At 65.4% G+C, this 19,904-nt stretch carries 21 protein-coding genes; 16 read left to right on the top strand and 5 right to left on the bottom strand.

The genetic code is table 11. The features are described from left to right. Positions 1 to 3: 3 nt before the first annotated feature. The gene (locus tag AC3A6X_RS08095; RefSeq protein WP_487841692.1) at positions 4 to 933 is read right to left on the bottom strand and encodes an NAD(P)-dependent oxidoreductase; all 930 of its coding nucleotides are present in this window, start codon (positions 931 to 933) and stop codon (positions 4 to 6) included. A gap of 100 nt (positions 934 to 1,033) precedes the next feature. Between AC3A6X_RS08095 and AC3A6X_RS08090 the strand changes: the two genes are divergently transcribed. The 10 genes from AC3A6X_RS08090 to AC3A6X_RS08045 all read left to right on the top strand — a co-directional run bounded on the left by AC3A6X_RS08090 (position 1,034) and on the right by AC3A6X_RS08045 (position 8,809). Beyond that, the gene (locus AC3A6X_RS08090) at positions 1,034 to 1,927 is read left to right on the top strand and encodes a LysR family transcriptional regulator (RefSeq protein ID WP_487841691.1); all 894 of its coding nucleotides are present in this window, start codon (positions 1,034 to 1,036) and stop codon (positions 1,925 to 1,927) included. A 301-nt stretch (positions 1,928 to 2,228) separates the two neighbouring features. After that, the gene (locus AC3A6X_RS08085; RefSeq protein ID WP_487841807.1) at positions 2,229 to 3,152 is read left to right on the top strand and encodes a branched-chain amino acid ABC transporter permease; all 924 of its coding nucleotides are present in this window, start codon (positions 2,229 to 2,231) and stop codon (positions 3,150 to 3,152) included. Continuing rightward, positions 3,152 to 4,171 carry a branched-chain amino acid ABC transporter permease gene (locus AC3A6X_RS08080; protein WP_487841806.1) on the top strand — a complete coding sequence of 340 codons (1,020 nt, stop codon included), beginning with the start codon at positions 3,152 to 3,154 and terminating at the stop codon, positions 4,169 to 4,171. Before AC3A6X_RS08085 ends, AC3A6X_RS08080 begins: the two co-directional genes overlap by 1 nt. Next, positions 4,168 to 4,914 (top strand): ABC transporter ATP-binding protein, encoded by a 747-nt coding sequence (locus tag AC3A6X_RS08075; RefSeq protein WP_487841690.1) that lies wholly within the window; start codon positions 4,168 to 4,170, stop codon positions 4,912 to 4,914. Before AC3A6X_RS08080 ends, AC3A6X_RS08075 begins: the two co-directional genes overlap by 4 nt. Before the next feature lie 8 nt (positions 4,915 to 4,922). Continuing rightward, positions 4,923 to 5,633 (top strand): ABC transporter ATP-binding protein, encoded by a 711-nt coding sequence (locus AC3A6X_RS08070; RefSeq protein WP_487841805.1) that lies wholly within the window; start codon positions 4,923 to 4,925, stop codon positions 5,631 to 5,633. 57 nt (positions 5,634 to 5,690) lie between these two features. Then, on the top strand, positions 5,691 to 6,005 hold the full coding sequence (locus AC3A6X_RS08065) for an NIPSNAP family protein (protein WP_487841689.1): 315 nt from the start codon (positions 5,691 to 5,693) through the stop codon (positions 6,003 to 6,005). A 9-nt stretch (positions 6,006 to 6,014) separates the two neighbouring features. Continuing rightward, positions 6,015 to 6,938 carry a VOC family protein gene (locus AC3A6X_RS08060; RefSeq protein WP_487841688.1) on the top strand — a complete coding sequence of 308 codons (924 nt, stop codon included), beginning with the start codon at positions 6,015 to 6,017 and terminating at the stop codon, positions 6,936 to 6,938. Beyond that, positions 6,938 to 7,318, top strand: a complete 381-nt coding sequence (locus AC3A6X_RS08055) for a YciI family protein (protein WP_487841687.1) — start codon at positions 6,938 to 6,940, stop codon at positions 7,316 to 7,318. Before AC3A6X_RS08060 ends, AC3A6X_RS08055 begins: the two co-directional genes overlap by 1 nt. A gap of 10 nt (positions 7,319 to 7,328) precedes the next feature. After that, the gene (locus AC3A6X_RS08050; protein ID WP_487841686.1) at positions 7,329 to 7,454 is read left to right on the top strand and encodes a hypothetical protein; all 126 of its coding nucleotides are present in this window, start codon (positions 7,329 to 7,331) and stop codon (positions 7,452 to 7,454) included. Positions 7,455 to 7,612: 158 nt separating this feature from the next. Then, positions 7,613 to 8,809, top strand: a complete 1,197-nt coding sequence (locus tag AC3A6X_RS08045) for a porin (protein WP_487841685.1) — start codon at positions 7,613 to 7,615, stop codon at positions 8,807 to 8,809. 69 nt (positions 8,810 to 8,878) lie between these two features. On the opposite strand, the gene AC3A6X_RS08040 is transcribed toward AC3A6X_RS08045, so the two are convergent. Further along, on the bottom strand, positions 8,879 to 9,808 hold the full coding sequence (locus tag AC3A6X_RS08040) for a LysR family transcriptional regulator (protein ID WP_487841684.1): 930 nt from the start codon (positions 9,806 to 9,808) through the stop codon (positions 8,879 to 8,881). A gap of 117 nt (positions 9,809 to 9,925) precedes the next feature. Between AC3A6X_RS08040 and AC3A6X_RS08035 the strand changes: the two genes are divergently transcribed. Next, on the top strand, positions 9,926 to 11,014 hold the full coding sequence (locus AC3A6X_RS08035; RefSeq protein ID WP_487841683.1) for a tartrate dehydrogenase: 1,089 nt from the start codon (positions 9,926 to 9,928) through the stop codon (positions 11,012 to 11,014). 121 nt (positions 11,015 to 11,135) lie between these two features. Next, entirely contained in the window at positions 11,136 to 12,113 is a 978-nt protein-coding gene (locus AC3A6X_RS08030; protein ID WP_487841682.1) for a Bug family tripartite tricarboxylate transporter substrate binding protein, read from the top strand. A gap of 27 nt (positions 12,114 to 12,140) precedes the next feature. Here AC3A6X_RS08030 and AC3A6X_RS08025 read toward each other — a convergent pair whose 3' ends face one another. From AC3A6X_RS08025 to AC3A6X_RS08015, 3 genes are all read right to left on the bottom strand, one after another. Continuing rightward, on the bottom strand, positions 12,141 to 12,602 hold the full coding sequence (locus AC3A6X_RS08025; RefSeq protein ID WP_487841681.1) for an Lrp/AsnC family transcriptional regulator: 462 nt from the start codon (positions 12,600 to 12,602) through the stop codon (positions 12,141 to 12,143). A 93-nt stretch (positions 12,603 to 12,695) separates the two neighbouring features. Further along, on the bottom strand, positions 12,696 to 13,832 hold the full coding sequence (locus tag AC3A6X_RS08020; RefSeq protein WP_487841680.1) for a saccharopine dehydrogenase family protein: 1,137 nt from the start codon (positions 13,830 to 13,832) through the stop codon (positions 12,696 to 12,698). 160 nt (positions 13,833 to 13,992) lie between these two features. After that, positions 13,993 to 14,910 carry a LysR substrate-binding domain-containing protein gene (locus AC3A6X_RS08015; protein ID WP_487841679.1) on the bottom strand — a complete coding sequence of 306 codons (918 nt, stop codon included), beginning with the start codon at positions 14,908 to 14,910 and terminating at the stop codon, positions 13,993 to 13,995. A 143-nt stretch (positions 14,911 to 15,053) separates the two neighbouring features. On the opposite strand from AC3A6X_RS08015, the gene AC3A6X_RS08010 reads away from it, so the two are divergent. Genes AC3A6X_RS08010 through AC3A6X_RS07995 form a run of 4 tightly spaced genes read left to right on the top strand, consistent with a single transcriptional unit; the run spans position 15,054 to position 19,857 of the window. Beyond that, positions 15,054 to 16,070, top strand: coding sequence for a tripartite tricarboxylate transporter substrate binding protein (locus AC3A6X_RS08010; protein WP_487841678.1), 1,017 nt, complete (start codon positions 15,054 to 15,056; stop codon positions 16,068 to 16,070). A 31-nt stretch (positions 16,071 to 16,101) separates the two neighbouring features. Beyond that, a complete protein-coding gene (locus AC3A6X_RS08005) occupies positions 16,102 to 17,589 on the top strand; it encodes a M81 family metallopeptidase (RefSeq protein WP_487841677.1) in 1,488 nt (495 codons plus the stop codon). 54 nt (positions 17,590 to 17,643) lie between these two features. Continuing rightward, positions 17,644 to 18,405, top strand: a complete 762-nt coding sequence (locus tag AC3A6X_RS08000) for a Bug family tripartite tricarboxylate transporter substrate binding protein (RefSeq protein ID WP_487841676.1) — start codon at positions 17,644 to 17,646, stop codon at positions 18,403 to 18,405. A 30-nt stretch (positions 18,406 to 18,435) separates the two neighbouring features. Further along, a complete protein-coding gene (locus AC3A6X_RS07995; RefSeq protein WP_487841675.1) occupies positions 18,436 to 19,857 on the top strand; it encodes an MmgE/PrpD family protein in 1,422 nt (473 codons plus the stop codon). Positions 19,858 to 19,904: the final 47 nt, after the last annotated feature.

Raw genomic sequence — 19,904 nt, 5'->3', positions numbered from 1 at the left:
GGTTTATTCATCAGATGACCCAGCTGTCTGGATCGACAAGCGCGACGGCCGCGGCGCGGACTCGGCTTCGAGCAGCTTGATCACGGCAGAAATGTCCTCCTCGCCCATGCCGCCCTCCAGTGCACGCAGAAAGTAAGGAGCGGCGGCAGAAAACAGCGGCGTGGCGCAATCCAGCTCCCTGGCCATCTGCGCCCCGAGCCGCAGGTATTTGTGCAAGGTATTGAAGGAGCCGGGAGCGGGCGTGAAGGCCCGCGCCGCCATCAGCGGTGCGCGGATGGTGAACATGGTGGAGTTCCCCGCCCCTTGACGAATGACTTCGGCCACACGTTGGGGATCGAAGCCCGCGCGGACACCCATGTTCATCGCTTCCGCTGCCGCGAGCGTATGGACCGTGACGAGGGTATTGGCGATCAGCTTCATCGCCACCGCTGAGCCCACGTCGCCCAGGTGGAAATGATGCTCCGTGATGGCATCCAGTACCGGTTGGCACTCCCGAAACAGCGCCTCGTCGCCACCCACGTAGAGAGCGGCGCGGCGTTCAGCCACCATCGGGGGCGAGCCGCTCACTTCGGCTTCGAGCATGCGGGCGCCGGCTTGTTGCACACGCAGCGCCTGCCGCACCTTGTACTCTCGCGTGTAGGTGCCCATCTCGATGACGATCTTGCTGGGATCGAGTGATTCAAGTACACCCTCCGCGCCGCCAAGCACGGCATCCTGCGCCTCTTCGCCGGGCAGGCACAGCAGCAGGACATCGGCCTGCCGGGTCACTTCAGCAGGGGATTCAAGCGCCTCGCCACCGGCGCGCAAGAAAGCCTCGCGATCCGTGCGGCGGAATCCGACCACCTTGAAGCCGGCTCTCAAGAGGTTGACGGCAATGGGAAGACCGAGCTGGCCAATGCCGATCATGCCGATGACGCGAGGAGGTTGTCCCACGTTTGTCTCCTAGTAATGTCAGCGGATTCTGCGATCCGGATGAGCATCGATCCAGACCGATTCGATGATTCCTCGTATAAACAACTTCTATACTTGGCGAGTGAAAGACCTGAATCTGCTCTACGCCTTCGAGGCCATCTGGCGCGAGCGCTCCGTCACCGGCGCAGCTGAAAGCCTCGGCCTCACGCAGGCTGCGGTGAGTGCGTCGCTGAAGCGGCTGCGCGAGGAGTACGCAGACAAGCTATTCACGCCCGTCGGTCGCAAGATGGAGCCGACACCCCTGGCCGTGGACCTGGCACCGCTGCTGCTGGATGCGCTGTCAATGGTTCGCAAGACGCAAGCGGAGCGGCGGCGGTTCGACCCGGGCACGGCCAAGCGGATGTTCACTGTGCGTACGCGCGACATCGGCGAAGCGGTGGTCTTCCCCCGCATCATGGCTGCTCTCGCGCAGTCGGCGCCCGGGATCCGGCTTCGCACGGTTTTTCGGTCGATTCCGGAAACCGTCAGCGGCATGGCCGACGGACAGATCGATTTCGCACTGGGATTCCTGCCGTCGCTGGAAACGGGGATCCATCGGCGTTTGCTTCAAACCCAGTATTACGTGTGCGTCATGCGTGCCGGGCATCCACTGGCGGACAAAAAGCTGACTGCGGAGCGCTTCAGTGGCAGCGAACACCTGTTGGTGGAGTACTCGGGCAGCGGCCACCTCCAATTGGAAAAGGCGCTGATCGAAGCCGGCGCGCGAAACCGCATCAAGGTGCGACTGCCCCAGTATCTTGGGGCGCCTCACTTCGTCGTGAGTTCCGACCTCCTATGGTCGGTGCCGGCGGTCCTCGCCGAAACGCTGGCCAAGCACTACCCGCTGGTCATCAAGCCACTCCCCCTGGCTCTGCCGGGCTTCGAGGTGTATCTGTACTGGCACGATCGCTACCACCAGGATCCTGCGAACAAGTGGCTGCGCGAGTTCGTCGCGCAGCAGTTCGCTTCCGGCTGACAACGAAGGGGCAACGTCCCCTCGTGGCATTCACCAGACCTATACGACCTATTCATGGCGTTCTATTGGTGAATTCATGCCAGTCCGCGATGATGCGTCCCCACACGGTGCTGAGCCGCTGCCCAGCTCCCCCGTGAAGACAGAAGCAACCGAGTGTTCATTCAGATCGGTTGCCCCTTGGAGACGACATGACGCAATCCGCTTTCAAGCCTCGCCATCGGCGCCCTGCTCTGCGCTGCGGCCGCCGCGCAGGAGCAGCTCCATGCGCATTGCCAGCCACGCGCGCCGAAGCGAGGCCGTGATGAACACGACACTGCTGCTCGCGCAACTGCTCAATGGATTGCAGTACGGATTCCTGCTGTTCCTCATGGCGGCCGGGCTCACCCTGGTTTTCGGCATCATGAGCTTCGTCAACCTGGCGCATGGATCGCTGTACATGATGGGCGCCTACGCGGGAGCGGTGGCCTCCAACCTTACCGGCTCCTTTGCGCTGGCGCTGTTCGCAGCGGCGACTGTGGCGCTCCTTCTTGGCCTGGCGCTCGAATGGGCGGCTGTATCGCGGCTCTATCGTCGCGACCACCTGGACCATGTGCTCGCGACCTTCGGCCTCGTGATGTTCTTCAACGAGCTCGTTCGCATCGTCTGGGGGCCTCAGCCGTACTTCGTGCAGGTGCCAGAGTTGCTCTCCGGGACAGTGAGCCTGCTCGGGTTCAACTATCCCTCCTATCGTTTCGCGATCATCGCAGCCGGCCTCGCGGTTGCCGTCCTGTGCTGGGCACTGATCCAGAAGACACGCATCGGCATGCTGATCCGGGCCGGCGCCCAGAACCCGCAGATGGTCGGCGCGCTGGGTGTCAATATCCGGCTGCTCAATGCAATGCTGTTCGCCGTCGGCGCCATGCTGGCCGGATTGGCCGGCGCCATGGCAGGCCCGATCCTGTCAGTGCAATCCGGCATGGGTGACGGCGTGCTCATCACCACGCTTGTCGTCATCGTGATCGGCGGCATCGGTTCAGTGAGCGGCGCTCTGTACGCCTCGCTCATCGTCGGCCTCGTCGACACCCTCGGTCGAGCGTACCTGCCCGTGCTGCTGGGGCAGGTCGCAGAGCGCACGGTTGCCGACGCAGCCGGTCCGGCGCTCGCTTCGATGAGTGTGTACCTGCTGATGGCAGTGGTGCTGGCAGTGCGGCCCCAGGGCCTCTTCCCTGCAAAGCGAGGCGCATGATGATGGCCAACCTTCCGACGCGTCCGAGCAGTCTGATTCCCCTTGCCTTGTTTGCGTTGCTTGCCTCCGCACCGATCATCGCGACGGCATCCGCCCAGCCGTTCTGGATCGAGTTCTTCGCACGGGTCATGATCTACGCGATCGCCGCGAGCGCATTGAACTTGGCGCTGGGTATGGGCGGCTTGGTCAGCTTCGGTCATGCCTTGTTCCTCGGCATCGGCGCCTATGCGGTGGCACTGCCCTCATTCCACGAAAGCGGCAACGGCTGGCTTCATCTCTTCCTGTGTCTGAGCTTTTCCGGCATCGCGGCGCTGGTGACCGGGGCGATCAGCCTGCGCACGTCCGGCATCGCCTTCATCATGATCACACTGGCGTTCGCCCAGATGGGCTACTTCCTCTTCGTGAGCCTCAAGCAGTACGGTGGCGATGACGGACTTCCGATCGGGCAGCCGAGTCGATTCGGCCCGCTGAACCTGGGCTCGCCGCTGATGGTATACGGCGTTGCATTCGCGGTGCTGGCGCTGGTGACGTGGTGGATCGCACGGCTTCGCGTGGCACCGTTCGGCATGACGCTCCGGGCGGCCCAACAGAACGCCAGGCGCGTCAACGCGATGGGATTGCAAGCCCAACGCCTGCAGCTTGCGGCTTATGTCATCTCCGGGATGATCTGCGCCGTCGCAGGCCTGTTGCTCGCCAACCTCAACGCCTTCGCCTCCCCCAGTACCATGGCCTGGACTGTGTCCGGCGAGCTGATCGTGATGGTCGTTCTCGGCGGCATGGGCAGTGTCTTCGGCCCGCTGATCGGCGCCATCGCCTACCTTGTGCTGGAGGAGGGGCTCAAGGGAGTCACCGAGCACTGGATGGCGATCTTCGGTCCGCTCATCGTCGTGATGGCGCTGCTCGGCAAGCGAGGCATCGTCGGTCTCCTCCAGCGACTGGATCGCCCGCCTGCGCCGGCTTCCTCCCCTGGCATGCCGGAAAAGTTGCCGGCGGCACCCCTTGAAGGAGCACACCGATGAGTGCCCTGGAGACGCATGGTCTGGTGAAGCGTTACGGTGGGCTCCTGGTCACCGACCGCATCTCGCTGCAGATCGGACAAGGCGAGCTGCACGCGCTGATCGGGCCCAATGGAGCCGGAAAGACCACCCTTATCAATCAGCTCAGTGGCGAGCTGGCCCCCGGCGAAGGCCGCGTCGTGTTCGCGGGCACGGACGTCACTGCACTGCCGGTGCATGAACGCGCCCGCCGCGGGCTCCTGCGCTCCTATCAGATCACGTCGATCTTCGAAGACTTCACCGCACTCGAGAACGCCACCTTGTCGGCACTTGGCGCGCGGGATCATGCGTGGCGCTTCTGGCAGCCTCTGCTCGGCAATGCACGTGCGCGGCGCGCCGCGCAAGACGCGCTCGTCGCCGCAGGACTGATGCATCGCGCCGACGCCGCCGCAGCCGAGCTGGCCTACGGCGAACGCAGGCAGCTCGAGTTGGCGATGGCGCTGGCTGCGCAGCCGCAGTTCCTGCTGCTGGACGAGCCGATGGCGGGCATGAGCGCACAGGAATCGGCGGCCGTCACGCAACTGCTGAAGCGGCTGAAGGGCCAGTACACCATCCTCCTGGTGGAGCACGACATGGATGCCGTGTTTGCGTTGGCGGATCGCATCAGCGTGCTGGTGTACGGACGCGTCATGTTCACCGGTACGCCTGATGAAGTTCGCGAGCATCCTGAAGTGCGAGCGGTGTACCTGGGCGAGGAAGGAGCTTGAGAATGGCGATGGACGATTTCCTATCCGTGCGCAAGCTGCAAGCCGGCTATGGCCGCGCGCAAGTGCTCTTCGACATGTCCTTCAGCGTCCGTGACGCAGAAGTGATCACACTTCTCGGGCGCAACGGCATGGGACGCTCCACCACCATCAAGTGCCTGTTCGGTCTGCTGACGGCGACCGCGGGCGAGATCTGGATCGGTGGGCGCCAAGTGTGCGGTGAACCTTCGCATCGCATCGCACGGCAAGGTCTGGCGCTCGTGCCGGAGGGGCGTCAGATCTTCACGCAACTGACGGTCGAGGAGAACCTGGTCGCCACCGCGCGCGCGCCATCCGGCGCGAGGCCGGCATGGACGCTGGAACGCGTCTATGGGTTCTTTCCTCGGCTGAAGGAGCGGCGCGGCAATCTGGGATGGCAACTTTCCGGCGGCGAGCAGCAGATGCTGGCGATCGGCCGTGCGCTGATGACCAACCCACGGCTGCTGGTACTGGACGAGGCAACCGAGGGGCTGGCACCGGTCATCCGGGAGGAGATCTGGCGCACGCTCGCGAGGCTGAAGGCCGAAGGCCTCTCCCAGATCGTCATTGACAAGAACGTGCGCAACCTGCTTGGCCTGGCCGATCGGCACTACGTGATTGAGAAAGGCCATGTGGTGTGGCACGGCGATTCCGCCGCGTTGCAGTCTCAACCGGACATCGTTCATCAATACCTCGGCGTCTGACATGGACCGAACAAGCAGTCGCCGCCAACAGCTCCTCTTCCACTCTTCAGACCAGCCATGATCATTGAACAGCGTACCTATGAACTGAAACCCGGCTCCCTGCCTGAATTCCTTGCAGGCTATGAAGCCGAAGGGCTCCCCTTGCAGAAGGAAGCGCTTGGACGCCTGATCGGCTACTTCATCGCCGAGGTTGGCGAGCTCAATCGCATCGTGCAACTGTGGGGATTCGACTCCTACGAAGACCGGCTCTCGCGCCGTGCCGCACTCTCCGCCAATCCGCAATGGCGCAGCTTTCTCGGAAGAACGGCATCGATGGTCGTGCGCCAGCGCAACGAGTTGCTCACGCCCGCCAGCTTCTCACCGATCCGATAGGAGATCACGATGATCCGCTCCCTGCTTCACGTTGGCATGACTGTTCCGGATCTGGAAATCGGTCGTGCTTTCTACGAACTCTTCGGCCTCGAGGCTCGAGCCTCAGGCAACGACCTGGTCTTCCGCTGTGAGGGCAGCGCTCAAGAGGTACTGCGCCTGATGCCTGGCGCACGTAAGAAGCTCAGTTATGTCTCGCTCGGCACCAACGAGGCGGGCATGCAGTCGCTGCTCTCCAACCTGGATCGCAGCGGCGTAGCCGTCGTCGAGAGCCCCTTCGGCCCGATGGACGGCATCTGGTTTCGCGACCCGCACGGCGACTGGCTCAACGTTCAGGTGGCCGAGCCGAAGCCTTTGACGGCTGCGCCGCCCGCAGAGATCAACGCCCCGGGGCGCTATCGCCGCATCGGCACCCGCGCATGCGATCCGGCCTCGCAACTGAAAAGGGCGCGGCCGCGGCGCATGGGCCACCTCATCAAGTTCTCGCCCGATGTGGACCGTTCGGTCGCGTTCTATACCGAGACCCTTGGCATGAAGGTGTCGGACCGCGCAGGTGACGTTCTGGCTTTCCTGCGGGGCAACGCGGGAGGCGATCACCACATCGTGGCCTTTGCCAAGAGCACCCATACCGGACTGCACCATCTCAGCTTCGAGGTCGGCGATATCGACGAGATCGAGATCGGAGCACAGACGCTGCTGCGCGCAGGCTACAAGGATGGCTTCGGCTTGGGCCGGCACGTGGGCGGCTCGAACTACTTCCACTACATCCGCGATCCGTGGAACAGCCTGGCCGAGTATTTCTGGGACATCGATGTCATTCCCGAGGACGACAGCGGATGGGAAGCCATGAATGTCACGCCGCAAGATCTGACAGCAGTCTGGGCTGCGACGCCTCCGCCACCGGAGTTTCCTCTGAATTTCGAGGAGCGCGATTGATGGGCGCGCAGGACGCGAGTGCACAAGAGTTGATGCGGGCCATGCTCAACAAGCCGCTCTATGTCGCGTTGCGGGAGCCGGCGGACCTGGCGCGCATGCCGGCGCTGCTCGAGGCGCACCTGCGCTGGATGGTCGCCGCGGAGCGTCGCGGCGAGGTTTTCGCTTCGGGCCCCTTTGTCAGCGACATCGATCCACCCGGGGCACTGGGTGGCATGACCATCGTACGCGCATCCTCGGCCGAGGAGGCCAACGAGATCCTGGTGGGCGACCCGTTCGTGAAGGAAGGGGTCGTACAAGTCCGGATCAGGAAATGGCTGCTGATGGAGGGAGGCTTCTGCGTCACCGTGCGGCTGTCAGACCAAAGCGCGCGTCTCTTGTGAGCAATGAACCATGAACATCGCTTCTCTACACCGTCGCGCGCTGCTCGGCCTTGCGGCCGGCATCACACTTGGGCGCATAGACACCCAGCGCTGGTCCACTGTGGTCAAGGCTTCGGGTTTCACCCTCGAGGAGTGAGCGCAGCTCGAGCCTCCGCAGCCGAATGACCCGCTGACCTCCCCCGGCCACACGGCGCCGGCAGAACCTCCTTTCGCTTTTCAAACACCTGCATCGGTGCGAGGCATCGGTGCGGGAGTCGCTCGCCCTTTTTTGTCCACAACACGAGGAGATGAACCATGAGGAGACAAATCATGAGAAGGAAATCGACTGCGACCGCGCTGGCGTGGGCCCTTGCGGCCGGCGCCTGGGCGCAATCGCCCAGCGTCAGCGGCCCTGCCACCGCGCCGGACCAGGACGCGCGCCGGGCGGAGTCGGAGGCGCAATCGCGTGCGCGGGCAGCGACGGCGTCGACAGTCACCCTGTACGGCCTGGTCGATTCGGGCGTGGAATACGTGAAGGGTTCCAGCGGCCATGTGACGCGCATGCCTTCGCTCACCGGCAGCCTGCCGTCACGGTGGGGCGTCCGCGGCGTCGAAGACCTCGGAGGTGGCTTGCGCGGCGTCTTCGTGCTCGAGTCCGGTTTCGGTTCCGATACGGGAAACTTGAATCAAGGTGGGAGAAGCTTCGGGCGGCAAGCCTTTGTCGGCCTTTCCGGAGGATGGGGCACCCTTACGCTGGGCAGGCAGTACACCATGCTGTTCTGGTCGCTCCTGGATGCCGACGTTCTGGGGCCGAACGTCTACAGCAGCGGATCGCTCGACAGCTATATCCCGAATGCGCGCGCGGACAATGCCATCGTGTACCGCGGCACCTTCGGCAGCCTGACGCTCGGCGCCTCCTACAGCCTCGGGCGTGACGTTGTGAATGCAGGCCCGAGCCCCGCCGGTACCAACTGTGCTGGCGAGAGCGCCACCGACAGCAGGGCCTGCCGCGAGTGGTCCGCCATGGCGAAGTACGACACCCCTCGCTGGGGGGCCGCCGTCGCGGTCGACGAGATCCGCGGCGGCCCGGGCGCCTTCGCCGGCCTGACAAGCAGCGCCATGAAGGACAGGCGCATCTCGGCCAACGGCTACGTCAAACTGGGCGAGGGCCAGCTCTCGGCCGGGCTGATCCGCCGCAATAACGACGCAAGCATCGCGACGCCACGCAGCGATCTCTGGTATGTGGGCGGGAGTTACCCGGTGTTTTCGGTCGTGACCCTTGATGCACAGATCTTTCGACTCGACTACAAGAACAGCAGAAACAGCGCAACCCTGGCCGCCATACGCGGCACCTATCACCTGTCCAAGCGCACCGCGCTGTACGCGACAGTCGGCCATATCGCCAACGACGGCAGTCTTGCCCTGTCCGTGAGCTCCGGCGCGGTTGGTATCAGTCCCATCGCGGGCGGGTCTCAGACGGGGGTCATGCTGGGGATGCGGCATTCGTTCTAGAAGAGTCGGCCTGACTGCGATCGTTCGTGGACCACCAGACCGGACTATCGTATGCGGGCGAGTGCAGGCTCACGCCTTTGCAACCGCCGCCTGCTGCGTGAAGGAAAGCGTCAGGAAATCGACAAAGGCCCGCACCCGCGCCGCCAGCTGGTGACGCTGCGGATACACCGCGTAGATATCGGCATCCGGCGTGTAGTACTGCGGCAAGACCTGCACCAGCCGGCCGTTGCCGAGGTAGCGCTGGATATCCCATTCGGCCCGCATCAGGATGCCGTGCCCTTCTAGCGCCCAGTTGACCGCGATCTCGCCGTCGTTGGTGGTGAGGTTTCCGCGCGTCTTGACGGTTTCGGTGCTGACGTTGCGGCCCCTGCCGCTCGCCAGGCGCCATACGCCGTAGGCTTCCTCGCCTTGGCGGATGCCGATGCAGTTGTGCTTCGTCAGGTCGTTCGGCACCTTCGGGATACCGTGCTTCGCGAGATAGGCCGGCGCCGCGCACAACAGGCGCCGATTGGGCGCGACGCGCCTGGCGATCACCCGGCTATCCGGCGGAGCGCCGAAGCGCACGCAGACATCGAAGAGGTCCTCGGTCGGCGGCGGCGGGTTGACCGACAGCTGCAGTTGGACCTCCACTTCCCGGTACTTGCGGACGAACTTCGAGATCAGCGGCGCCACGTGGCTGCGCCCGAAGCCCAGCGTGGCGTTGACCCGCAGGAGGCCTTTGGGAATCGCCTTGGAAACGCCGAGAAGCTCTTCCATGCCGTCGATCTCGCCGAGGATCCGGCGCGCGTGCTCCAGGTAGAGCTCGCCCTCGGGCGTCAGGCTCATGCGCCGTGTCGACCGGTTGACCAGCAACACCCCGATGCGCGATTCCATCAGCGCCAGGTGCTTGCTTACCGCCGGCGTGGTGACGCCGAGCTCACGCGCCGCCGCGCTCAGGTTTCCGGCGCTCGCCAGCGTGGAAAAGAAGCCAAGGTCCGCAGGCACGATGGCAGAAGTCATGGCGGCTCCAGTGTTGAATCCAGGTTAACAATGGATTCACTCTAGCGCCGAGCCGGTGGGCCGTCGAGTCCCTACAGTAGCGGCACCTTCTACCCACCACCCAACGGAGACAGACTCGTGAAGACGTACAAGATCGCCACCATCCCCGGAGACGGCATCGGCAAGGAAGTCGTGCCGGCCGGCCAGGAAGTCCTGGAAGCGCTGGCCTCGGCCGGGAGCAATTTCAAGTTCGAGTTCGAGAACTTCGACTGGGGCGGCGACTACTTCCGCGAGCACGGCGTGATGATGCCGGAGGACGGCCTGGACGCCATCCGCGACAAGGACGCGATCCTGTTCGGCTCCGCCGGCGACCCGCACATCCCTGACCACATCACGCTCTGGGGCCTGCGCCTGAAGATCTGCCAGGGCTTCGACCAGTACGCCAACGTGCGCCCGACGCGCATCCTGCCCGGCATCGACGGCCCGCTCAAGCGCTGCGGCCCGGACGATCTGAACTGGGTCATCGTTCGCGAGAACTCCGAAGGCGAGTACTCAGGCGTCGGCGGCCGCGTGCATCAGGGCCACCCGATCGAGGCCGCGACCGACGTGTCGATGATGACCCGCGCCGGCGTGGAGCGCATCATGCGCTTCGCCTTCAAGCTGGCCCAGTCGCGTCCCCGCAAGCAGCTCACCGTCATCACCAAGAGCAACGCCCAGCGCCACGCGATGGTCATGTGGGACGAGATCGCGCTGCAGATCTCCAAGGAGTTCCCGGACGTCAAGTGGGACAAGGAGCTCGTCGATGCCTCGACGGCCCGGATGATCAACAACCCGGCATCGCTCGACACCATCGTCGCGACCAACTTGCACGCCGACATCCTGAGCGACCTTGCCGCCGCGCTGGCCGGCAGCCTGGGGATCGCGCCCACCGGCAACATCGATCCGGAGCACCGCTATCCGTCGATGTTCGAGCCCATCCACGGCTCGGCCTTCGACATCATGGGCAAGGGCCTGGCGAATCCCGTGGGCACCTTCTGGTCGGTCGTGATGCTGCTCGAGCACCTCGGCGAAACCGATGCCGCCCGGCGCGTGATGCAGGCCATCGAGAAGGTCACCGCCGACAAGTCGCTGCACACCCGCGACCTGGGCGGGAAAGCCACCACGGCGGAAGTCACCCGGGCCATGTGCAGCCTGGTGGCCGGCAGCTCGCAGCGCAAGGCTGCCTGACGCGACCGATCCCGGGCCATCCGGGGTCTCATCCGATTCCTCGGGGCCGCGCAGCGCGCCGCCCCATCTCGAAGCAGCCGCCAAGCGCTGCCGGAACCCTTTGCACCATCAGGAGACGACCATGAAGACATCGAATTTCCGTACTCGCACCACCTTGACGGCCATGGCCTTCGGCTTCGCCGCGTCGCTCGCGGCCGCGCAGTCGTGGCCCGCGAAACCGATCACGCTGATCGTTCCCTTCCCGCCCGGCGGAAGCTCGGACGCGCTGGCCCGTTCCATCACCACGCCGCTGTCGCAGACCCTCGGCCAGCCGGTGGTCGTCGAGAGCAAACCGGGCGCAGGCGCGACGGTCGGCGCCGACTACGTGGCGAAGGCGAAACCGGACGGCTACACACTGCTCATGGGCGCGGTCCACCACACCATCGCCACCAGTGTCTACAAAAAGCTGCCCTACGACTTCGAAAAGAGCTTCACGCCAATCACGACCGTGGCCCTGGTGCCCAACGTGCTGGTGGTCAACGCCAACTCGTCGGCGACCGACGTCAAGAGCCTCATTGCGCTGGCCAAGGCTGCACCCGGCAAGCTGTCATACGGCTCGAACGGCAACGGCACGGTGCAGCACCTGATCGGCACGCAGTTCTCCAGCGCCGCCGGCGTGGAACTCCTGCACGTGCCCTACAAGGGCAGCGCGCCGCTGACCACCGACCTGCTCGGCGGCCAGGTGGACATGTCCTTCGACACCTTGACGCCGCTGGTCCAGCACATCAAGGCGGGCAAGCTTCGCGCGCTGGCCGTGACCACGGCGAAGCGCTCGAGCACCCTCCCCGACGTGCCGACGCTGGCCGAGGCCGGCATGAAGGACTTCAACCAGGGCACGTGGTTCGGCATCCTGGCGCCAGCGGGGACACCCAAGGAAGTGGTTGCCAAGCTCAATGCGGAGATGGTGAAGATCATCCAGTCGCCCGAGTTCAAGAAGCGCATGGAAGAGATCGGCGCCGAGCCGGTGGGCGACTCGCCCGCGCAGATGGCGGCGCAGATCAAGGACGACACGGTCAAGTACGCGAGGCTCGTCAAGGACGCCAAGGTCGCCATCGATTAAGCGGCCGGGCCGGGGCCGCCTGCGCCGTCAACGGACCGGCGCCACCGTGCTGCGGCGATCGATCTTGCGGCTCAGCACAATGGACGTATGCGTCTGATTGATGCCGTCGATCTGGCCGAGCCGGTCCAGCAGCACATCCAGCTGCTCGGGCGTGTCGCAGCGCAGCAGCGCCATGTAGTCGAATTGGCCGCTCACGGCCCAGACCTCCTCGACCTCGGGGAGCCCGTCGAGCGCCTTGATCACCGCCGCCCCGCTCTTGGCATTGACGCTGAGGCCGCAGAAGGCACGCACCGCCGCCTGCTCCACCCGGGTCCCGAAGCGCACGCCGTAGCCGGACACGATGCCCTCCCGCTCGAGGCGCGCGATGCGCGCCACCACGGTGGTCCTGGCGATCTTGAGCCTGCGCGCAAGGTGGGCCACGGGCTCGCGTGCGTTGGCTTGCAGGAGGTTGAGCAAGTGGCGGTCGAGGTCGTCGAGTCGGATGTCCATGGGCGCTGGCGGCACAACAAATAGGGCATTGTGGCGTGCCGCGCGCCTGCGCCACCAAGTGAAAGCCCGGCCATGCCGACCCCGGAGGATCGATCAGACGGGCGCCGGCTCCCCCGCTCGCTCGTGCGCCGCGGGTGCGATGCCGAGGCTTCTGTAGTAGTGGCCGACCTTGGTGGCCAGGAACTGCTCGAGCGGCACCTGCTCCTGCCCGACGAAGCCGGCTTGCGGCAGCTTGCCTTCCTGCAGCAGCTCGAACACGCCCACCACCCCGGCCGCGGTGGTCAGCTCGATCGCGGTGCGCTGCTGGCCGCGCAGCGGAGCACCGAAGACGCGGCCCACGCGGGTCTCCTGCTCGAAGCGGCCCTCGCGCAGGCCCGAGGCGGCGGCGAACAGGATCACCACGTCCTCGCGGCTGTGCGGCACCGCATGCTCCAGCACCTGGCGGAGAAGATCGCGGCGCTCGATCAGCCGCAGGTCATGCAGCAGGAAGTCCATGGCATCGCGGTGCCCCGGATAGCGGATCGTCTTGTAGTCGAGGTTGCGGACCTTGCCCTTCAGCGTCTCGCAGAGCGTTCCCAGTCCACCGGAGGTGTTGAAGGCCTCGAAGGCCTCGGCATCCAGCGTGAAGGTCTCGTGCCCTTCGAGCGGCTGGACGGACACCAGCTGCCCGTTGACGATCGCGTCGCACGCGTTGCAGTACTCGTTGATGACGCCGTCGATGCTCCAGGTGAAGTTGTAGCGCAGGCTGTTGGTCGCGTTGCGGGTCAAGGCGCCGACGCGCAGGCGCAGGTCGTAGAGCTCGTCGAAGCGCCCTGCGAGGTGGCCGCCGAGCATGCCGATCACGCCCGGGGCCAGGCCGCTTTGCGGCATCAGGACCGAGGTCGCGCTGCCGGAGAGCTCCCGGATCGCACGCGTGGCCGCCACGTCCTCGGTCAGGTCGAAGTAATGCACCCCTCGCCTGGCGGCCTCGGTGGCCACGCGGCGTGCCAGGTAGAACGGCAGCGCGTTGATCACCACCGCATGCGCCGAGAGCGCGGCGCCCAACTCCGCATCGCACTCGACGTTCAGTTCGATCCGGCGCACCAGGCGATCGCTCTCGACGCTGCGACCCGCCTTCAGGTCCGCCAGGGTGACGGGGATGCGGTGGTACTCCGCGATCATGTCCGCCACCGTGCTGCCGACCTTGCCGCCGCCCAGGACCAGGACGTTCTTGAATTGAAGCTTGGACATTTTCTTTCTCCAGTCGGGCAGGGCGTGCCCCTTGAAAGAAATGTAGGCGTGAGGCGCGACGGATGGTAGAGAGCAGATCGTCGAAAGAGCGAAGGCCTTCGACGAAATGACGGCCCGGTTCGTCGGCCTGTTGGATGAGCCGCGAAACCGCGGTCGGCGCTCATCGGCGCTTGAACACCGAGAAGTTCTGCCGGATCTCCTCCACGAGCCGGCCGGCGGCCACGGACAGCGGCCGCCCCTGGCGCACGACCAGCCTCACTTTCGCCTTCCTGCAAAGCGGGTGGGCCAAGTCCAAGGCCACGAGATGGCCGGCCTCGATCTCCGGGGCCGCGGCCAGGCCGGCACCAATGAAGGTCACACCGTCCGTAGACCGCACGAAGCGCTTGAGGCCCACCACCGAATTGCTGCGGAACGTGGGGTGCAGCTTCACATGCTCCGCATACTCGAGCAGTTCCACCAGCCTTCCGACGCCGTAGCCCGGCGGCATGAGGCCCAGGGGAAAGGCCAGGATCTGCCGAACTTGAAGGGGCCCGGCGATCTTGGTCAGCGGATGCCCCGCCCGAACCAGGAGCTTCGCCGGTGCCGCGGCACTGGCGACGACATGCAGCTGCGGATCGGACTGCGGGTTGTACGCGAGGCCGATGGCCGCCGAGTCGTCCGCAATTGCGGCGAACAACTCGCTCACGGGCAGCGCGTCGAGCACCACCGAGAGCTTCGGATGTGCATTGCAGAACGGCGCGACGATCTCCTCCAGCAGGCCGTCGATGAAGCCCTCGCTCACGACGATGCGCACGGTTCCCGCATCCATCGACTCGACGGCGCTCAGCCGCTCGGCCAGTTGTTCCCGATGCGCCTGGCAGCCCCTCCAGTAGTCGAGCAGGTGGAGCGCCGCATCGGTGGGCGCGACACCGCGCGCCTGCCTTTCGAACAGCGTCAGCCCCAGCTCTTCCTCGAGCAATGCGACCTGCCGCGTGATGACCGAAGGCGCCGTGTTGAGCGCATCCGCAGCGCCGCGGATGGAGCCGTGGACGAACACCTCATGGAAGTATTTCAGCCGCTTCTGGTTGATTTCACGCATGTTTCCGGGCCGGCAAAGTGTTGCCCATCGAGCAACGACGTTCGCAAAAAATTGCTGTTGCTCGAACTCATGCTACATCAAACAATTCGCCTCACCCCTACGCCGCACCCGCCACAGACGCTGTTCAAAGGAAAGAGGACGACATGCCGAGACACACCCCCAGGAACCCCATCGCCCGCGTGATGGCGCTGACCGCTGCCTTGCTCGGCGGCGTGATGACCGCCGCACCGGCCCTCGCAGCAGAGACATTCCCATCCAAGCCGGTCACGATGCTGGTCGCCTTTCCGCCGGGCGGTCCTGCCGACGTGCTGGCGCGCGCCATGCAGCCGTCGATGACGAAGCTGCTGGGCCAGCCCTTCATCATCGAGAACCTGCCCGGCGCCGGCGGCGCGGTCGCGGTGCAGCGGCTCCTGAGCCGGCCGGCCGACGGCTACACCCTGATCATGGGTTCGCCCAACGAGGCGATCCTCGCGCCGCTGTCCAACGCCTCGGCCAAGTACAAGCCGGAAGAGCTCGCGCTGCTGGCGCCGATCTCCAACCATCCGCTGGTGGTGATGGCCCGCAACGACCTGCCCTTCAGCTCCCTCGAGGAAATCATTGCGGCGGGCAGGAAGCCCGGCAGCCAGAGCTTGACCTTCGGCAGCCCTGGCCACGGGTCGATGTACCACATCGTTTCCGAATACCTGGCGCAGGCCACCGGCGCCAAGCTGCTTCACGTGCCCTACAAGGGCGCCACGCCGATGATGCAGGACCTCGTCGGCCAGCAGGTCGACATGACCATCCTGCCGAATCTCGGCGCCTCGATCCAGATGCTCGAGAGCCGCAAGATCAAGGCGCTCAACGTGCTCGACACCCGGCGCATGCCGACGCTGCCGGATGTGCCGGCCGTCTCCGAAAGCGGCATCGCGCAGAAGAGCGAGTTCGTGTATTCGATCTGGCTGGCCGTCATGGCCAAGAGCGGCATTCCGGACGATCGCCTGCGTGTGCTGCTGGAGGCCTCGCAGCAGGCCATCCACTCCACCGAGATGGCGAAGGCGCTCGCACAATCCGGCGTCCAGCCGATGAAGCCGCAGTCCCTGGCGACCTCCGCGAAGTTCTACGCTGACGAGACGGAGAAGTTCAAGAAGATGGCGCGCTCCATCCAGTTGACAGCCCAGTGACGCGCCCCCACCCATTCGAAGAAAGCCTCCCGTGAACATCCTCGTCGCCGGTTTCCAGCATGAGACCAACACCTTCGCTCCGACCCTGGCCACGTATGAAAGCTTCGTTCGCGGCGAAGACTTCCCCGGGCTCGCGCGCGGCGAAGACATCCTGGGCTTGCTGAACGTCAACTTGCCCATCAGTGGCTTCATCAACTTCGTGCGCGCGCAAGGTCACAGCGTCACGCCCGTCATCTGGGCTGGCGCAGGCGCATCCGCCCACGTCACGACCGACGCCTACGAACGCATCGCCGGCGAGATCGTCCAGGCCGCGAGAACGGCGTCCTTCGATGCCATCTACCTGGATCTGCACGGCGCCATGGTCGCGCAGCATCTCGACGATGGCGAAGGCGAACTGCTGGCGCGCATCCGTGCGGTCGTGGGGCCGGCGATGAAGATCGTGGTCTCGCTCGATTCCCATGCGAACGTCACCGAGCAGATCCTGTCCCTGGCAAATGGCGTGGTCGCCTATCGCACCTATCCGCACGTCGACATGGCCGATACGGGCCGCAGGGCCGGCGAGCTCCTGATGGCGCTGACGCGCACGGACCAGCCGGCGCAGCTGGTGGTGCGGCGCGTGCCCTTTCTCATTCCGGTGAACAGCATGTCCACCATGATGCAGCCCGCGCGCGGCGTGTACGACCTGCTGGAGGGACTGGAGCCGCACGTGCTCTCGCTCTCCTTTGCCCCCGGCTTCCCGGCAGCCGACTTCGCCGAATGCGGACCTGTCGTCTGGGGCTATGGCTTCGACAAGGCCGAGGTCGAACGGGCCGTCGACACGCTGTTCGCGCGCGTATGCCACCCCGAAGACCAATGGGCGGTGCAGTTCGACGAGCCCGATGCAGCGGTGCAACGGGCCATGCGCGTGTCGGCGGCGGCGGGCCGCCCGGTGATCATCGCGGACACCCAGGACAACCCCGGCGTCGGCGGCGACTCCAACTCCATGGGCATGCTGCGGGCGCTGCTGAAGCATGGCGCGAGGGACGCGGCCATCGGCCTGATCTGCGACCCCGCCGCCGCGGCGGCAGCACACGAAGCGGGTGTGGGCCGCCGTATCGACATCGCGCTCGGCGGATGCCCCCAGGTCGAGGGCGACGAGCCGCTGCGCGCGAGCTATGAAGTCGAAGCGCTTTCCGATGGCAGGTTTGTCTACGGCGGGCCGATGATGAATGGCAAGCAGGCCGACCTGGGGCCGATGGCACGCCTGCGGATCGACGGCGTGCGCATTGCGGTGAGTTCAGCCAAGGCGCAGCTCCTCGACAGGAACATGTATCGCACGGTCGGCATCGATCCGGAGCGGATGAAGATCCTCGTGAACAAGAGCTCGGTCCACTTCCGGGCCGATTTCGCCGCCATCGCCGAAGAGATTCTCGTGGTGCGCGCGCCGGGACCGTTCATCGCCGATCCGGCGGAGCTGCCGTGGAAGCATCTCCGGGCGGGCATGCGGATGAAGCCGAACGGCCCTGCGTTTTCCTCCTGATCCGGTTAAAAAAAGCCGGACGCGATGCGCCCGGCCGGAAACCCGTGGAGAAACTTGCAACGGATCGCCATCGGAGCCATGGCAGTTCTCAACGCGAAGCCCGATGGTCACACCGTCATGTTCACGAGCAGTTCCATCCCGGTGCTCGATCCGGTGAGGAAGAAGACCATGCAGTTCGATCCGATCAAGGACTTCACGCCGATCTGCACGGTGGGCAGCACAAGCAATGTGATGAACATCACGGGCTCCCATTCGATCAAGAGCGCGGCCGAGCTCATCGCCGCAGCGAAGGCTCGGCCGGGCGCGCTGACATTCGCCTACTCCACCGCCTCCACGCGGCTGGCAGGCGAGCTGTTCCAGCAGGCGGCAGGTCTGAAGTTCACGGGCGTGCCGTACAAGGCCTCGGCCAACGGCCTGTCCGACGTGGCGGGCGGCCAGGTCGACTTGATCTTCATCGACGACGTGTCGGCCGCCCCGTTCTATCAAAGCGACAGGCTCCGCCCCCTTGCGGTTGCGGGCGCCAGCCGGATCCGCGCACTGCCCGACACCCCCACCGGGACCGAGATCGGCGTGCCAGGCTACAAGATTCGACCCTGGTTTGGGGTCTACGTTTCTGCCAAGACGCCTCCAGCTGTCGTCGCCCAACTGCGCGAAATCATGACCCAGGCCATGAAGAGCCCCGTTGCCGCATCGAACCTTGAAAAGCGCGGCCTGTCTCCCTTGTCCATCTGTGGCGATGCCATGACCAAGTTCCAGTTGCAGGAGATCGAGCTTTGGCGGGACGTGGTCAAGAAGGCGGGCATAGAGCCGCAATAGGCGAATGTTGATTCAGAAAGGTGTACTTGCATGACAACCATTGTTGAAACCCTCGCCGAATTCACTTCCCAGTTACGCTTCGAGCAACTGCCTGCGCACGTCGTGGAGGAAAGCAAGCGCCTGCTGATCGACGCCATCGGCTGCGGGCTCGGAGGCCTCAGCCATTCAAAGGGCACCATCGGTGTCGAATACGCGCGCCTGATGGGCGCGGGCACGCCCGGCAACCAGGCGAGCATCCTCGGCACCGCGGAGCGCGTGTCGACGGTGGCGGCGGCCTTCGCCAACGGCGAGCTGATCAACGCGCTCGACTTCGACGCCATCCTGCCGCCCGGCCACGTCAGCCCCTACGTCATCCCGGGCGCGCTGGCCGTCGGCGAAGCGGGCCATGTGTCGGGCAAGGAAATGCTGTGCGCGGTCGCCCTGTCGCACGAGATGTCCAACCGCATCGGCAAGTCCATGGACTACCTGCGCGACATCAAGGACGGCAAGGTGTCGCCCCCGCCGGTCTTCGGCTATGCCAGCACCGTGTTCGGTGCCGCTGCGGCCATCGGGCGCCTCAAGCGGCACTCGCAGGAAACGCTGGCCCACGGCCTCGGCATCGCCGGCAGCATCTCGCCCGTCAACTCCCACTGGTGCTGGTCCCAGCATGCGCCCGCCACGACCGTCAAGTACACGGCCGCCGGGCCGCTGGCGCAGGCTGCGATGACCGCGGCCCACATGGCCGAGCTCGGGCACCGCGGCGACCTGCAGATCCTGGACGACGGCGAGTTCGGCTACCGCCGCTTTATCGGCAGCTCGCGCTGGGCACCGGAGCGCATCCTTCCCGGACTGGGATCGGAGTGGTACTTTCCGCTGGAGCAGTCATACAAGCCGTACCCGCACTGCCGCATCCTGCACGCACTGCTGGATTGCCTGATCGGGATCGTCGAGACGAACGACATCCGGCCGAACGAGATCGAGGGCATCAACGCCTGCGTGGAAGCCTTCGTGATGCAACCCATCTGGCTGTCGCGCAAGATCGAGCACGTCACCGACGCGCAGTTCAGCGTGGCCCACGGCCTGTCGGTCGGTGCGCACCGCATTCCGCCGGGCAAGAAGTGGCAGTCCCCGGAGGTGGTGTTCGATCCCTCGGTGCTCGCGCTGATGAACAAGGTCAGCTTCGAGGTGCATCCGGACTACGAGAAACTCGTGACGGGCAACGCCGCCAGCCGGCCGGCGCGCATCGAGGTGCGTGCGCGCGGCAAGTCCTTCGTGGAAGAGGCGCGCTACCCCAAGGGCAGCCCCTCGCCGGACCCCAAGAGCACCATGACCACCGAGGAACTGGTGGCCAAGTTCGTCCGCAACGCCGAAGGTGTAATCGCCCCGCGCAACGTCGACCAGGTGGTGACCCAGTTGCTGAACCTGGACAAGGTCCAGGACTTCGCGAGCCTCATGCGCCTGCTGACCCGGTGAAGGCCAGGGAGGGCCAGTCCGCCGTCAACATCGGCCTGGTGCCGGAC

Source organism: Variovorax sp. Soil_C_12 (genome assembly GCF_057657375.1).
Note: the sequence above shows the minus strand (reverse complement) of the source record. Positions and strands in the feature narration are given on the sequence as shown.